General features: G+C 37.3%; 4 protein-coding genes and 1 CRISPR repeat array. All 4 genes read right to left on the reverse strand.

What is annotated here, in order from left to right:
* The first annotated feature begins 259 nt into the window (after positions 1-259).
* Positions 260-12,021: a CRISPR direct-repeat array (repeat unit 30 nt; unit sequence GTTTAAATACAAATCTTGTGTCGGTCTGAG).
* Positions 12,022-12,187: 166 nt separating this feature from the next.
* From cas2 to OA34_RS12665, 4 genes are read right to left on the reverse strand one after another with little or no spacing between them, the layout of a single operon-like run.
* Positions 12,188-12,499 carry a CRISPR-associated endonuclease Cas2 gene (gene cas2 / locus OA34_RS12650; protein WP_025344303.1) on the reverse strand — a complete coding sequence of 104 codons (312 nt, stop codon included), beginning with the start codon at positions 12,497-12,499 and terminating at the stop codon, positions 12,188-12,190.
* Complete coding sequence (gene cas1b / locus OA34_RS12655) at positions 12,496-13,500, reverse strand: type I-B CRISPR-associated endonuclease Cas1b (protein WP_039675947.1); 1,005 nt, start codon at positions 13,498-13,500, stop codon at positions 12,496-12,498. The genes cas2 and cas1b overlap by 4 nt, the downstream gene beginning before the upstream one ends.
* Before the next feature lie 6 nt (positions 13,501-13,506).
* The gene (gene cas4, locus OA34_RS12660) at positions 13,507-14,001 is read right to left on the reverse strand and encodes a CRISPR-associated protein Cas4 (RefSeq protein WP_039675949.1); all 495 of its coding nucleotides are present in this window, start codon (positions 13,999-14,001) and stop codon (positions 13,507-13,509) included.
* The gene (locus tag OA34_RS12665; protein ID WP_286683049.1) at positions 13,995-15,404 is read right to left on the reverse strand and encodes a CRISPR-associated helicase/endonuclease Cas3; all 1,410 of its coding nucleotides are present in this window, start codon (positions 15,402-15,404) and stop codon (positions 13,995-13,997) included. The genes cas4 and OA34_RS12665 overlap by 7 nt, the downstream gene beginning before the upstream one ends.
* Positions 15,405-15,516 lie beyond the last annotated feature (112 nt).

Here is a 15,516-nt window from a genome sequence, read left to right on the forward strand (position 1 = left end):
GATTTGAAAGGGAGCTATGCCGATCTCACGCTTGATAAAGTTGCTTTGAATGAGTATTTTTGCAATATTAATCTCTCGAAGTACACTTAAAATTGGATTCTTTAATACACTCCTTACCGCAAATTCGATAGAATTGTCCATGCCCATAAAAAAGCTCCGTATAATCGTGTTTTAGTCGACTAAATTATACTTAAAAGTGCCTATTTATGGGCTTTTATAGATCGATTAATCTTTGAAATCTATGTGCGAAAGTTGAGTAGTTTAAATACAAATCTTGTGTCGGTCTGAGTAAAGCTTGTGAGCTGGGCTATCGAGAAATTTCTAGTTTAAATACAAATCTTGTGTCGGTCTGAGAGGGTCTAACCCACCCCAAAGACCAAGAATAACCTCGTTTAAATACAAATCTTGTGTCGGTCTGAGATCTTGTAGAGTGATAGTAAGATCGTCAACTTTGCCAGTTTAAATACAAATCTTGTGTCGGTCTGAGTATTTGTGGTAAATCAATTATTCAAAGATTTAATTAGTTTAAATACAAATCTTGTGTCGGTCTGAGCGAGATCTAAGAAATTCTAGAAATATCGCAATCCAGTTTAAATACAAATCTTGTGTCGGTCTGAGATAGCTTTACCATCGGTACAAACATTTTTTATACACGGTTTAAATACAAATCTTGTGTCGGTCTGAGTTAACCGAGAACGAAGTAAGAGCAGAGTTAGGACTGTTTAAATACAAATCTTGTGTCGGTCTGAGAAGCTATTCTTGCCCGTACACAATGCCCCTATTACGTTTAAATACAAATCTTGTGTCGGTCTGAGGCGGTAGAATTGGCAATGCGCCCTATGGCTCAACCGTTTAAATACAAATCTTGTGTCGGTCTGAGAAATTCAGCAGTCAAAGCGGATTTAATATCGCCTGTTTAAATACAAATCTTGTGTCGGTCTGAGAAGAACTCTTTTTGCTCGATTATCTGTGTCGCTTGAAGTTTAAATACAAATCTTGTGTCGGTCTGAGGGCTCAACCTAAAAAATATATTTCACTTCGCGCCCAGTTTAAATACAAATCTTGTGTCGGTCTGAGCTTTCTCCAAAATCCCTTTTACATGTAAAGGGGATTGTTTAAATACAAATCTTGTGTCGGTCTGAGACTTCGCTGTTATCTCATTTAAAAAGAATATGGAAGTTTAAATACAAATCTTGTGTCGGTCTGAGCCCTTCAACCATAATGTTCTTGAGCTGTTCCATTCCGCGTTTAAATACAAATCTTGTGTCGGTCTGAGTTTGCCCTAACCTAAGATTATGAGACTCTCCGGCATGTTTAAATACAAATCTTGTGTCGGTCTGAGTTAAGCCCATCGTCGCAGGCGTTGGAAATGTCATGTTTAAATACAAATCTTGTGTCGGTCTGAGTTGCCGTTTAACTTGGAGTATACAAACAACTATTTTGTTTAAATACAAATCTTGTGTCGGTCTGAGGTGTTTTGCATAATGGAGCTGTGCATATTATTCTCTGTTTAAATACAAATCTTGTGTCGGTCTGAGTGAACATGAGGGCTATTAATCTCACGATCTTGCAAGGTTTAAATACAAATCTTGTGTCGGTCTGAGAGCAGATCCTCGAATGTTTGTAAATCTTTTGAGTCGTTTAAATACAAATCTTGTGTCGGTCTGAGCGTATTGTTATGGTTCTCGGCGGCTCTCCGCTTGCGTTTAAATACAAATCTTGTGTCGGTCTGAGTCTAATTTTTCAGCTAGTTCTTTTCTTGTCATTTTGGTTTAAATACAAATCTTGTGTCGGTCTGAGCAAAAACCTATCAAAATAGCGGAACAATATATACGAAGTTTAAATACAAATCTTGTGTCGGTCTGAGAAAAAGTGCCTTTTGTAGAAAGTTAAGAAGCTTTTGTTTAAATACAAATCTTGTGTCGGTCTGAGTAAAATCAATTTGAGTTATCATAAGATTAACCGCGGTTTAAATACAAATCTTGTGTCGGTCTGAGGTCGCTCATTTCTTCTAAATATAGAAAAAAATCCTTTGTTTAAATACAAATCTTGTGTCGGTCTGAGATCAAATCGGTTATCTTTTCGCCACAGAGCCACAGTTTAAATACAAATCTTGTGTCGGTCTGAGAGAATGGGGGATGACCTTTGTTAATGGTGGATGCGAGTTTAAATACAAATCTTGTGTCGGTCTGAGCTGTTGGTGCTCAATATCTTTCTTCGGCTACGAAGTTTAAATACAAATCTTGTGTCGGTCTGAGCGAGGTGGAAGCGTTGTTGAATCCTGCTAAAACACCGTTTAAATACAAATCTTGTGTCGGTCTGAGCTAAATTTGCATAAAAGAAGCCATCAGAGCTAATGTTTAAATACAAATCTTGTGTCGGTCTGAGCCGGAGCAAGATGTTTTTGCACATTCAGCAACATCTGTTTAAATACAAATCTTGTGTCGGTCTGAGTATTTAAATGCTTAAAATAATTTTAGGACTTTTTACCGTTTAAATACAAATCTTGTGTCGGTCTGAGGATAGCTTTTAACGTAGAAAAACAGCCATCAGAATAGTTTAAATACAAATCTTGTGTCGGTCTGAGAAGGTTTCCATGTAAAAGTATCGTAAGTCAATCTAGTTTAAATACAAATCTTGTGTCGGTCTGAGTAATTAGTCAAGCATACCAATATCGATGCTTGCAAAGTTTAAATACAAATCTTGTGTCGGTCTGAGGAATTTAAAATTTAGCAACCTTTAAAGCTCTTTGCGAGTTTAAATACAAATCTTGTGTCGGTCTGAGTTCTGGCTCGGAACGCAGACGAGTTATTGAAGTACCGTTTAAATACAAATCTTGTGTCGGTCTGAGAGTATCCAAGAACGCATTGCGACGCTAGAACAACGTTTAAATACAAATCTTGTGTCGGTCTGAGAGCTTGTGCTGTTCTTGCCCCTCTTTAATCGCACCTGTTTAAATACAAATCTTGTGTCGGTCTGAGCTTGGTCGAGAAACGGGCGCGGTTATTTCTATTGCGTTTAAATACAAATCTTGTGTCGGTCTGAGCTTGGTCGAGAAACGGGCGCGGTTATTTCTATTGCGTTTAAATACAAATCTTGTGTCGGTCTGAGTGATACTTTCACGGACAACTCAGCGACGGCTCTACGTTTAAATACAAATCTTGTGTCGGTCTGAGGTATATTAAAGACGGAAACGCATCGCGCGCTTACAGGTTTAAATACAAATCTTGTGTCGGTCTGAGGGCGTGGCTAATACTTTGGATCGGGTTAACAAGAAAGTTTAAATACAAATCTTGTGTCGGTCTGAGCGTTACCGCTTGCGTATGTGTTAATGTACGCCGTCAAGTTTAAATACAAATCTTGTGTCGGTCTGAGTGGGCATACCGTGAACTCATCTATAATCAATTCGCTAGTTTAAATACAAATCTTGTGTCGGTCTGAGCTACGCCCTCAAAGGTTGTGTCTGTTTGCCTTACTGGTTTAAATACAAATCTTGTGTCGGTCTGAGCGTGCGATGCGATCTATGTCGTTCCTACTCCTTACAAGTTTAAATACAAATCTTGTGTCGGTCTGAGAAGCAGAAAAAAGAGACATCGCAGAGCTTGGAATGTTTAAATACAAATCTTGTGTCGGTCTGAGAAAGTCTTTTGATACTCCATCGCCTACCCCAAAAACTGTTTAAATACAAATCTTGTGTCGGTCTGAGTCATGCTCACTTGGGTCAAAATTAATCTTGTCCGTGTTTAAATACAAATCTTGTGTCGGTCTGAGTATACGGAAACCCTGAAATTATACTTAGGTCGTTTAGTTTAAATACAAATCTTGTGTCGGTCTGAGTAAAATAAGCTCAATAATCCGAGCAGAAGCCTTAGTTTAAATACAAATCTTGTGTCGGTCTGAGTTAACGTTTTTTGTGTTAATGTCAGTCGAGAAATCATATTTAAATACAAATCTTGTGTCGGTCTGAGTTTATCGAGACACTTTGGAAAACTAATAGCGCGTAGTTTAAATACAAATCTTGTGTCGGTCTGAGTTGCACATCGCATTGAAGATGGATTTCACTAATTTGTTTAAATACAAATCTTGTGTCGGTCTGAGTATCATGCTCACTTGGGTCAAAATTAATCTTGTCCGTGTTTAAATACAAATCTTGTGTCGGTCTGAGGGCTTCGTGAACTTTTCAATAACATTAGTCTTAAAAGTTTAAATACAAATCTTGTGTCGGTCTGAGAATATGCTGGTATTCCCTAGCCTTATTGGTCTTAAATAGTTTAAATACAAATCTTGTGTCGGTCTGAGACTATGACAGCGTGGGCGTTGGTGCTGGTGCTAAAGGGTTTAAATACAAATCTTGTGTCGGTCTGAGTTAGCACCTTGTTTTAATTCTATTTTTCTGTTATGTTTAAATACAAATCTTGTGTCGGTCTGAGTTGTTTTTACATGTAAAGGGCGTTTCCCCAAACTGTTTAAATACAAATCTTGTGTCGGTCTGAGTTTTAAAAGATGGAACTATTATTGAGGGTTGGTAGTTTAAATACAAATCTTGTGTCGGTCTGAGATTTCTGCGGTACGTCCAAAAAAGGTAATGTCAAGTTTAAATACAAATCTTGTGTCGGTCTGAGTCTTTACTTAGCGAATTTGTGTTTCGTTGTTTTTCGTTTAAATACAAATCTTGTGTCGGTCTGAGAAAGCGTTAAAAAGCAACTTAAAAAGCTAGAAAAAAGTTTAAATACAAATCTTGTGTCGGTCTGAGAAAGTAGACTGCGTAACGCTATACCCATACCCGACGTTTAAATACAAATCTTGTGTCGGTCTGAGAAACTTGATCTTCTTATCTCTCAAATGTCTCAAAAAGTTTAAATACAAATCTTGTGTCGGTCTGAGTTTTTTGTTTCTATGAGAGAGCGAGTAAAACGCCTGTTTAAATACAAATCTTGTGTCGGTCTGAGTTGGACAGCTGTTGTTCAAGATTTGAGCTTATGTCGTTTAAATACAAATCTTGTGTCGGTCTGAGTTTACTTTAGCGAAGTTGACCCGACGTACAATAGGTTTAAATACAAATCTTGTGTCGGTCTGAGAGTTAGCAACGAACCTACTAAAATAATCTCAAGAATGTTTAAATACAAATCTTGTGTCGGTCTGAGGATGTTATGCAACACGTTCAAAAAGCTGTTGATTATGGTTTAAATACAAATCTTGTGTCGGTCTGAGTCAAGGTGTAATAAGAGATCAGCTTACCGCCTTCTGTTTAAATACAAATCTTGTGTCGGTCTGAGGGGATTAACTCTATCAATCTTCTTTTGTCGGGCTAGTTTAAATACAAATCTTGTGTCGGTCTGAGTTTTCGAGGATTGTCATACGTTCATCAAGTCCAATATGTTTAAATACAAATCTTGTGTCGGTCTGAGGTACACCATGCGATTAGTCGGTGTAGATCGTGCCGGGTTTAAATACAAATCTTGTGTCGGTCTGAGAAGACCAGTTGCGCCCAATGCGCTTAGTGCGACGGTGTTTAAATACAAATCTTGTGTCGGTCTGAGTTCGACTTCGAGGAGTTTAAAATATTCGGTATCATGTTTAAATACAAATCTTGTGTCGGTCTGAGATTTACAAAAATCATCAATTTTCATCTTTTTCCTATGTTTAAATACAAATCTTGTGTCGGTCTGAGAAAGTCCTGTAATGTCAAGTGCTGTGATGCTTGAGTTTAAATACAAATCTTGTGTCGGTCTGAGGTTGATTGACTGTTTTATTTGTGTGCTGAAAGTAGGGTTTAAATACAAATCTTGTGTCGGTCTGAGCAAATCAAACGCCAGGGGCGGCTAATGTTCGATGGTTTAAATACAAATCTTGTGTCGGTCTGAGCTATATGTAGCAGCCGCCAAAGTACCGCCCGTTGTTGTTTAAATACAAATCTTGTGTCGGTCTGAGATTCTTTCGAGTTCGGGCATTTCCCATTTTCCACGAGGTTTAAATACAAATCTTGTGTCGGTCTGAGTAAGGAGAATCAACTCGACCACTATCTTCAATCGAGTTTAAATACAAATCTTGTGTCGGTCTGAGACGTTCATCATCTCTCATTTTACGATCAAAATTAGGTTTAAATACAAATCTTGTGTCGGTCTGAGGGCGTTAAAGCCGATACCGTTTTCGTTTCTATGCGGTTTAAATACAAATCTTGTGTCGGTCTGAGTACGTTTAGCAACACTAAAAAAAATGAACCTTTTAAGTTTAAATACAAATCTTGTGTCGGTCTGAGTTCTTCAGATGTTTGAGCGTGAAAACGATAAATACAGTTTAAATACAAATCTTGTGTCGGTCTGAGGCATTTTGAACAGAGCCAAAAGCCCCTCCTATCGAGTTTAAATACAAATCTTGTGTCGGTCTGAGAAAACACAAAAAAGAGAAGCTTAAAAGCTCACTAACGTTTAAATACAAATCTTGTGTCGGTCTGAGAGAGCTAAAGGGCTTATCATTGGTGTAGGAGTTATGTTTAAATACAAATCTTGTGTCGGTCTGAGCGACGAGCTTCGACAAACGAGGCATCGGCGTACTCTTGTTTAAATACAAATCTTGTGTCGGTCTGAGAAACATAAGGGTTTGCTTCCCACGCACCTTTACCGTGTTTAAATACAAATCTTGTGTCGGTCTGAGTGTGATGATTCCCATACATATCATCACGATCTCGACAGTTTAAATACAAATCTTGTGTCGGTCTGAGTGTTTCTTTGGTTAAACAGTACGAAAATACTGCTTCGTTTAAATACAAATCTTGTGTCGGTCTGAGTCTTTGTTAAACACTTCAACTTTAATCGGTTTTGTGGTTTAAATACAAATCTTGTGTCGGTCTGAGGGGAATATTGTAAAGATCATCAATGATCTTTTTATTTGTTTAAATACAAATCTTGTGTCGGTCTGAGAAATATTTTCTTTTTTTGTATAGTCAAAAGAAGGAAGTTTAAATACAAATCTTGTGTCGGTCTGAGTACTCTGTCTTGAAAAGCCCCGTTATATCCGTCGCGTTTAAATACAAATCTTGTGTCGGTCTGAGTCGGCATTCTGTTTTTTAACGGGTTTTTTTTACGCAGTTTAAATACAAATCTTGTGTCGGTCTGAGTTTAACGTTTTATCGACCGTTGCCGCCTCAACTTGTTTAAATACAAATCTTGTGTCGGTCTGAGGATTTGATTTTCGTCGCTTTTCGTGTCAAGAATCAGTTTAAATACAAATCTTGTGTCGGTCTGAGCATCGACCCGATTATTGCACGCAATATTTCAAAGAGGTTTAAATACAAATCTTGTGTCGGTCTGAGTTTTATTAAGTTGCCGGACGCGTCGGAAACCTTATGTTTAAATACAAATCTTGTGTCGGTCTGAGATTGTCGGTATTTATGAATCGGCTTATGCTCGAAGGTTTAAATACAAATCTTGTGTCGGTCTGAGGCAGACGAAGCATATTTGTAAGTAAAGTATTTACTCGTTTAAATACAAATCTTGTGTCGGTCTGAGAGCCGATGCCATTACAGCTCATGGTTTAGTCTATTTGTTTAAATACAAATCTTGTGTCGGTCTGAGACTATGAGTTTGGTGAAAATGGCGAAAAATTCAAACTGTTTAAATACAAATCTTGTGTCGGTCTGAGCAAATATGCTCTATAAACAACTCTGTACGCCTGTGTTTAAATACAAATCTTGTGTCGGTCTGAGCATTTATGGTCTTGGATGAGGCTTGCGCGTGCGCTGTTTAAATACAAATCTTGTGTCGGTCTGAGTTTAGCAAAGTTAAAAAAACAACAAGAATATCTTTAGTTTAAATACAAATCTTGTGTCGGTCTGAGAGGCGAAGGAGGCATCGCACGTGCCGTAATGTTGCCGTTTAAATACAAATCTTGTGTCGGTCTGAGGAAGTATCCGAACTTATGAATAACGGCGGTACGTAGTTTAAATACAAATCTTGTGTCGGTCTGAGGTTAATATCGCTATCGATAATCCTACTGCTTATATCAGTTTAAATACAAATCTTGTGTCGGTCTGAGTTAGAAGTAGAGGCTTCAGATTGATAATAATCTTGGTTTAAATACAAATCTTGTGTCGGTCTGAGCTACTTTATGCTCCAGTGGTGCCCTTGATGTTATTTTGTTTAAATACAAATCTTGTGTCGGTCTGAGTGGCACTTTATGATGAAGTAATAAATAAAAATCCTAGTTTAAATACAAATCTTGTGTCGGTCTGAGATCAAACGAAGCAATCAACGGGTGCCGTTGTAAAGTTTAAATACAAATCTTGTGTCGGTCTGAGTTGACGAGTGCCAAAACTATTTTGATAAAGACGACCGTTTAAATACAAATCTTGTGTCGGTCTGAGCCCTTGTTATTTTGTTGCCCCAAGAAAGCCCCTTTGTTTAAATACAAATCTTGTGTCGGTCTGAGGTTATCGGCAACATCATTCGCCCTTTTTTTGCCGGTTTAAATACAAATCTTGTGTCGGTCTGAGCACCCTAATCCTTGGCGTTAAGTAGCTTAAGTAAACTGTTTAAATACAAATCTTGTGTCGGTCTGAGTAAGAGATCAGCAAAAAACGACATGTGCTCTCATTTGTTTAAATACAAATCTTGTGTCGGTCTGAGTATAACAGAAGCAATCAATAAATCTTTTATTATAAGGTTTAAATACAAATCTTGTGTCGGTCTGAGCGTACTACGAAGCCATCGGAGACGATACAAACGCGGTTTAAATACAAATCTTGTGTCGGTCTGAGAAACATCGCCCCTTCAAAACGATCAGCTTCGATGAGTGTTTAAATACAAATCTTGTGTCGGTCTGAGTCAAGCATTCACCAAAGAAGAAGCGGAAGAGGCACGTTTAAATACAAATCTTGTGTCGGTCTGAGCGCTACCTACCAAACGGTGGAGCGGTTTGTACGACGTTTAAATACAAATCTTGTGTCGGTCTGAGTAGTATCTTTATGGTCGAATCCGTTAAAGGTACGATAGTTTAAATACAAATCTTGTGTCGGTCTGAGGTACAGGCAAGACGTGCAAGACATCTACTCCGAGGTTTAAATACAAATCTTGTGTCGGTCTGAGGCAATCAAAAAAAGGATAAATAATGAGTTTTCGTATGTTTAAATACAAATCTTGTGTCGGTCTGAGGCTCAGGAATTTAATTTTAACTTTGTTTACTTTTGTTTAAATACAAATCTTGTGTCGGTCTGAGATAACTCTAAATATCGTTTTATTTATACGAACATAAAGTTTAAATACAAATCTTGTGTCGGTCTGAGCTTAATGGTAGTCTTGTTGGATTTACGTTTTTGCTGTTTAAATACAAATCTTGTGTCGGTCTGAGTGTCCGTTTTCTATCTCCGGAGCAAATAGAACCGGGTTTAAATACAAATCTTGTGTCGGTCTGAGACGATCAGTTTTTCGATTTTCACGCGTTGTCCTTGTTTAAATACAAATCTTGTGTCGGTCTGAGCTGATGCTCTTATTACTGCGGGTGATCTTTTTGTGTTTAAATACAAATCTTGTGTCGGTCTGAGGCGGGAGCGGGGGAATGAGCGACGAGGTTGCCTCTGTTTAAATACAAATCTTGTGTCGGTCTGAGCAACACCTCATTAATATTAGGACGATTTTATGCAAGTTTAAATACAAATCTTGTGTCGGTCTGAGCAAGAGCCTTTAAAAAAAAGACGTAGTTTCTCCGGTTTAAATACAAATCTTGTGTCGGTCTGAGAGATTAGCTCTCCATTCTTATTTTTTCGCTCAACGTTTAAATACAAATCTTGTGTCGGTCTGAGCATAAGATGTATTGAGCCAAAGCTCAAAAAACGACGTTTAAATACAAATCTTGTGTCGGTCTGAGAGCGGCTCTATCGACACGATAAAAAACGTTAAATGGGTTTAAATACAAATCTTGTGTCGGTCTGAGGACATAGAGTCATATTTTAAACCATCGAAAGTAAGTTTAAATACAAATCTTGTGTCGGTCTGAGATCTAAGATTCTCGAAAAACAGATCGAGGTTTTAAAGTTTAAATACAAATCTTGTGTCGGTCTGAGGATACGTTTGTCTCTGAACGTGGTGGGTTTGGTGGGTTTAAATACAAATCTTGTGTCGGTCTGAGTGCAATTTCAAGTGTCGAAAACAGATTATCAAATTTGTTTAAATACAAATCTTGTGTCGGTCTGAGCTTAAGATGGCAAAAACTTTAGTAATTAATACTCTGTTTAAATACAAATCTTGTGTCGGTCTGAGAACGCGAAAACCTCCATTTTCAATTCGGTAATGCAAGTTTAAATACAAATCTTGTGTCGGTCTGAGAGCATAAGATGAGAAATGTACATTGTTTAATTTGGTTTAAATACAAATCTTGTGTCGGTCTGAGTTTTTGAGGGTAAAGCACGTACCGAAAAAGCAACGTTTAAATACAAATCTTGTGTCGGTCTGAGGGAGATTAGCTCTCCATTCTTATTTTTTCGCTCAACGTTTAAATACAAATCTTGTGTCGGTCTGAGTTCGCTTAACTTCATCACTTGAAAAAGGGTTAATACGGTTTAAATACAAATCTTGTGTCGGTCTGAGAAAAAAGGAGGATTAAAAGCCGATAAACCAACACCTGTTTAAATACAAATCTTGTGTCGGTCTGAGGGGGGTGTAAAAGATAGTGCACATACTAAAGGCTGTTTAAATACAAATCTTGTGTCGGTCTGAGCCGAGAAGCTCACAAATCATTTTTAGATTTTGAAACGTTTAAATACAAATCTTGTGTCGGTCTGAGTTTAGGGGGTGTCGGTTTATGAAAAATCTTTTTAGTGTTTAAATACAAATCTTGTGTCGGTCTGAGAAAAATTCCCGAATAAGTCTTTTATTGAGACTCTTGTTTAAATACAAATCTTGTGTCGGTCTGAGAGGAACTAAAGCTTATCGTATGTTAAATTTTTTAACGTTTAAATACAAATCTTGTGTCGGTCTGAGAACACCTCATTAATATTAGGACGATTTTATGCAAGTTTAAATACAAATCTTGTGTCGGTCTGAGCCGCCCGAATTTCATAGACTCAAAAAGCTCAATAGGTTTAAATACAAATCTTGTGTCGGTCTGAGAAGAGGCGAAAATAATTTACAGAGATCAACATCTATGTTTAAATACAAATCTTGTGTCGGTCTGAGGAGCTTCAACGCACTTGATGTCAAAAAGCACCGTTGTTTAAATACAAATCTTGTGTCGGTCTGAGAAATCTCCCGACGGTACGGCTTGCGTTTGTAAAGAGTTTAAATACAAATCTTGTGTCGGTCTGAGAAGCTTATTCAAAGAAGCCGTAGCCTCGGCAGTTTTGTTTAAATACAAATCTTGTGTCGGTCTGAGCAGATAGTTACCCGTTTTTGTCGTTAAAAAAACGTGGTTTAAATACAAATCTTGTGTCGGTCTGAGGCGCCACTTTAAACAAGCGTGTTCGGTTTTTTTTGATGTTTAAATACAAATCTTGTGTCGGTCTGAGTGAGTAATGAGCATGATGTCTTGGTGTAAGTGTCCAGTTTAAATACAAATCTTGTGTCGGTCTGAGCACCTAAGGCTAATGACTCGTTCCTCGTCTGTGGAAGTTTAAATACAAATCTTGTGTCGGTCTGAGGTTTTTGTCGAAAATTTGGAAGCCTAAGCTATCACTGTTTAAATACAAATCTTGTGTCGGTCTGAGATTTTACACCTACCCAAGAAAGAAAACTTAAAAAGTTTAAATACAAATCTTGTGTCGGTCTGAGAACACTATTTAACTATCAACTCGACGCCTACGCATAGTTTAAATACAAATCTTGTGTCGGTCTGAGCTAATGATTCTATGCGTCAATACTGGATAGTTTTGTTTAAATACAAATCTTGTGTCGGTCTGAGAAAGAGGGATTACAAGTTCTTACATTAAATTCCTAGTTTAAATACAAATCTTGTGTCGGTCTGAGCAACTTTACTAGCAACAATCAAACCACCACCAATAGCGTTTAAATACAAATCTTGTGTCGGTCTGAGGGGCTAGATTATGGGACTTTTCAAAAAGCACTATCCCACAAAATAGCCATTTGTGTCGTTTTTTCCAATTAAAATTAACAATGAATTGTTAAAGATCAAAAAGGCGATTTAACGTCCTATTTTAGCAACTTTTCGCCTAAAAAAGACTAAACTGTGGTTGGAAAAATTAGATGAAAATTCCTTCGCTCTCCTTTTTTGGGTTGCCTAGCGTCTCTTCGCTGAAGCTTCCCGATGTTAGCATCTTAATGATTGTCACAAAGTCTATCTCTTTATCAATCACTTTTTTGAGTTCGCTTTGAAGTTTTATTTGGTTGGCAGGGGTGATGTTGCCTCTGAAAATGGACTTTTGGTGATGTTTGAGGTATTTTTTGCAGATTTTAAAGACTTTGGCGACACGGTATTTGCCGACTTCACTAAACTCATCGGCGATGTCGTAGAACAAAAAGACATAATTGTAATTGGTCGTGTCTTTTTTCACATCTTTTCCTTGAGCAAAAAGGGCGTAAATTCTCGTCCTTCGACGATGGTTTTAATGAGTTTGTAGCCGTCTAGTTTGAGGCAATGTTTGTAGGAGACTTTGCGTTTAAGCTTTACATGTAAGAATGTTTCGTTCATGCGTTCTTCAAACGCATCAATGAAAATCTTCTTGCCCTCTTCGTTTAAAAGTGCGTAGTTTAGGGATTTGTCAAAGTGTTTGAGCACTTGAAGTTTCTTTCGTCCGACCAGATCAAAGATGGTTTTAAAAACGATGACGGGTTTAAACGCTTCGCTCAAATCCAGACTCAAGCTAAACCGCCCTTCTCTTGGACTATGAAGAAAACTGATGGCTTGGTTGAGATGTGTGTGGTAGATGGAGGCGATGGTTTTGGTGTATAAAAGTGTGTTGCCAAAGCTAATCAGTGCGTTCATGGGGTTATCGGGTGGGCGTTTGACACGCTTGTTCATCACGAAATCTTCGGGTAAGAAGTACTTAAAACTGTCGTAAAATCGACTCCAAATCTGTCCTTCAACGAACATAATTTGCTCGACTTTCATCGTTACATGTAAGAGTGTTGGCACATCGTTTTTCAGCCAATCCAGATACGGTTTGAGCTCTTTTTTGTCGTGACGATAGTAGTGGTACAACACTTCGTGGATGTTTTGAGCGATGGCGGAGACGATACTTTTGGCGATAACCAAGCGTTCATTGACAAAACTCAAAGACTGTTTGATGGTCAAATCGCCGCTGATGAGATACTCTTTGGGGTAAAAACTTCCGCTGTAATTGCCGTGGTAGTTGAAGATGTGCATTGTGATGCCAGCCCTAGCGATGAAGTCCAAAAACTTCGTGTTGAAGCTCACTTCGTTGAGACAGTAAAGCTCTCTCGTCTCTTCGATGGGCAGGTAAAAATTGCCCTTTTCGTTGCTAAAGGCGATGGAGTTGTCTTTGCGTTTGAGTTCGCCCATCGAGAAAATGTAGCGTGTGTGATTTTTTGCCATGTTACCTCATATAAAACAGTAATCAAAATAGGCGCATTTTTTGCATTTGTTCTCAAACTTTGGTGGTGGCGGAACTTCAGCATTGATGAGCTGTGTCATGGTTTCTAAAACACGCAAAAGCTCGTGTTCGTTTTGCTCGGTTAATTCGAGTATCTCGCTTTTGGTGTTGTGATTTTTCTCATGATACTCGACTTTGCCCTTGCGCTCTATGCCTTTGCCTCTCAGTTTGTACAGATAAAGCAACACTTGCCACTTCACCGCTTCAGGGTCGGAGTCGGACTTTTTGAGCTCCACAAGGTACTCTTTGGTGAGCTTGTCGATCTTGACATTGTCTATCTTCACTTCGGCTTTTTGAGCTTTCTCTTCGCTGATCTCATGCAACACTTTCCCGATACGCACATCTTCGCTGTTATCTTCAAGATTGAGGCGATTGGCGTGAAGCCAAAGTTTTGTTTTACAGATGAAATAATAGGAGATAAGAGTGCCTGTAATATTTACCAAAATACACCTTCAATTTTATCTTTAACATACTGTGCAAGTTGTAATCCCAGATGAATATCAAAAATTTCATCAGAAGCTAAATAAATCCCTAAAGCAGAGTCAAAGTCTTGAATAATATTTAAAACGGTTTCTTCTTTTGACCCTTGATGGTAAAAATTTTGATTTACCGTATATAAACTTACATCCTTTTTTATTTTAGAATACTCATTTTCAACTTCTTTCATATTTTTCCAAAAGTTTTTATCTTGTTTTATAGCTTTTTTTCTTCTATCAAGTTCAACCAATTTTTTCCAAATATTGGTTGCATCTGTATTTAATGGAATAAAGAAACTAAAACTGAGTGGGGCATTAGCAATAAGAACAAACTCTTTATCAATATCTAAAAAATTTAATTTTTGAAAAGACGTATCTATTGAGTTAATTTCAACTTGAGCATTATAATACTTGTCTAATAAGCCTTCAGAATAAATTTGTTGCTCTGAAATGGTTTGATAGTTATTGAGAATTCGACAAGTTTGTTCTATATCGAATTCATTATAGATTTTATGCCCTTCAAAATTTTTATCATTTTTAATTTTAATAATATCAGCCATACCACATGTTGATTTTTCTGCACTTCTGTTTCTTCTTCCCATGGATTGGATCATCAAATCAAACGGTGCTAATTCTTCTAAGCCATCATCCAAAGATATATCTACCCCTGCTTGAATAAGTTGTGTAGCAACGACAATCTGCTGAATACCTTTTGTAGAATTTGACTTAATGGCTTTAATAATCTTTTGTCTCGAAATTGGAGCGACTGCACTTGTAAGTAAAAAAATATTTTCTTGTTCGTAACTAGAGTTTTTATTGATTAAATACTCATAAATTGCATTGGCTGTATTTACTGTATTAACTCTAAACAGTAAATCTTTTTGTGTTTGTAACTTCTCATCAATTTTGTTATATAGCTTCTCAAATGTATAACTTTCAACAATATCCACTGTAATTTTATAACGATTAAAGAATTGTAAATTCTCTTCAGGTGTCAATGTTGTATCTATTGACTTAAATGTATAACTATCGTTTAAAATCTCTTTTTTTATATTAGGAAATGTAGCACTAGCTACGATAATTTTACAATTAAAAATTTCACTCATAAATTTTAAAAATTGTGTTACTGGGTACATTAATTTAAGTGGGATGAGTTGCACTTCATCAATCAATATAATACTATTGGCAAATTGATGAAATCGTTTAAATAAAGCATTTTTGCGTTTAAAAACACCATAAAACAGTTGATGGAATGAAGTCACTACAAACTCACTATCAAGAGTATCAAGTAAAAATTGTTTTTTGTCTATATCGTATTCTTCCGAACCCTGTTCAATGAGAAACTCCCCACTGAGGTGATCTGTCAACACTTTATGATACACAGAAATAAATATGTCTAGGCACTCATATCGTTTTGTAACAGTTTATTTTCAAAATCAACGGGTGACAAATAACCATTACTAGAGTGCAACCTCTGTCTAT

The organism is Sulfurospirillum sp. MES, from assembly GCF_000789415.1.
Lineage (GTDB): Bacteria > Campylobacterota > Campylobacteria > Campylobacterales > Sulfurospirillaceae > Sulfurospirillum > Sulfurospirillum cavolei.

Excerpts from the sequence above, each read along its gene's own strand:
- cas1b (WP_039675947.1), bottom strand. The coding sequence starts at position 13,500 with ATGGCAAAAAATCACACACGCTACATTTTCTCGATGGGCGAACTCAAA.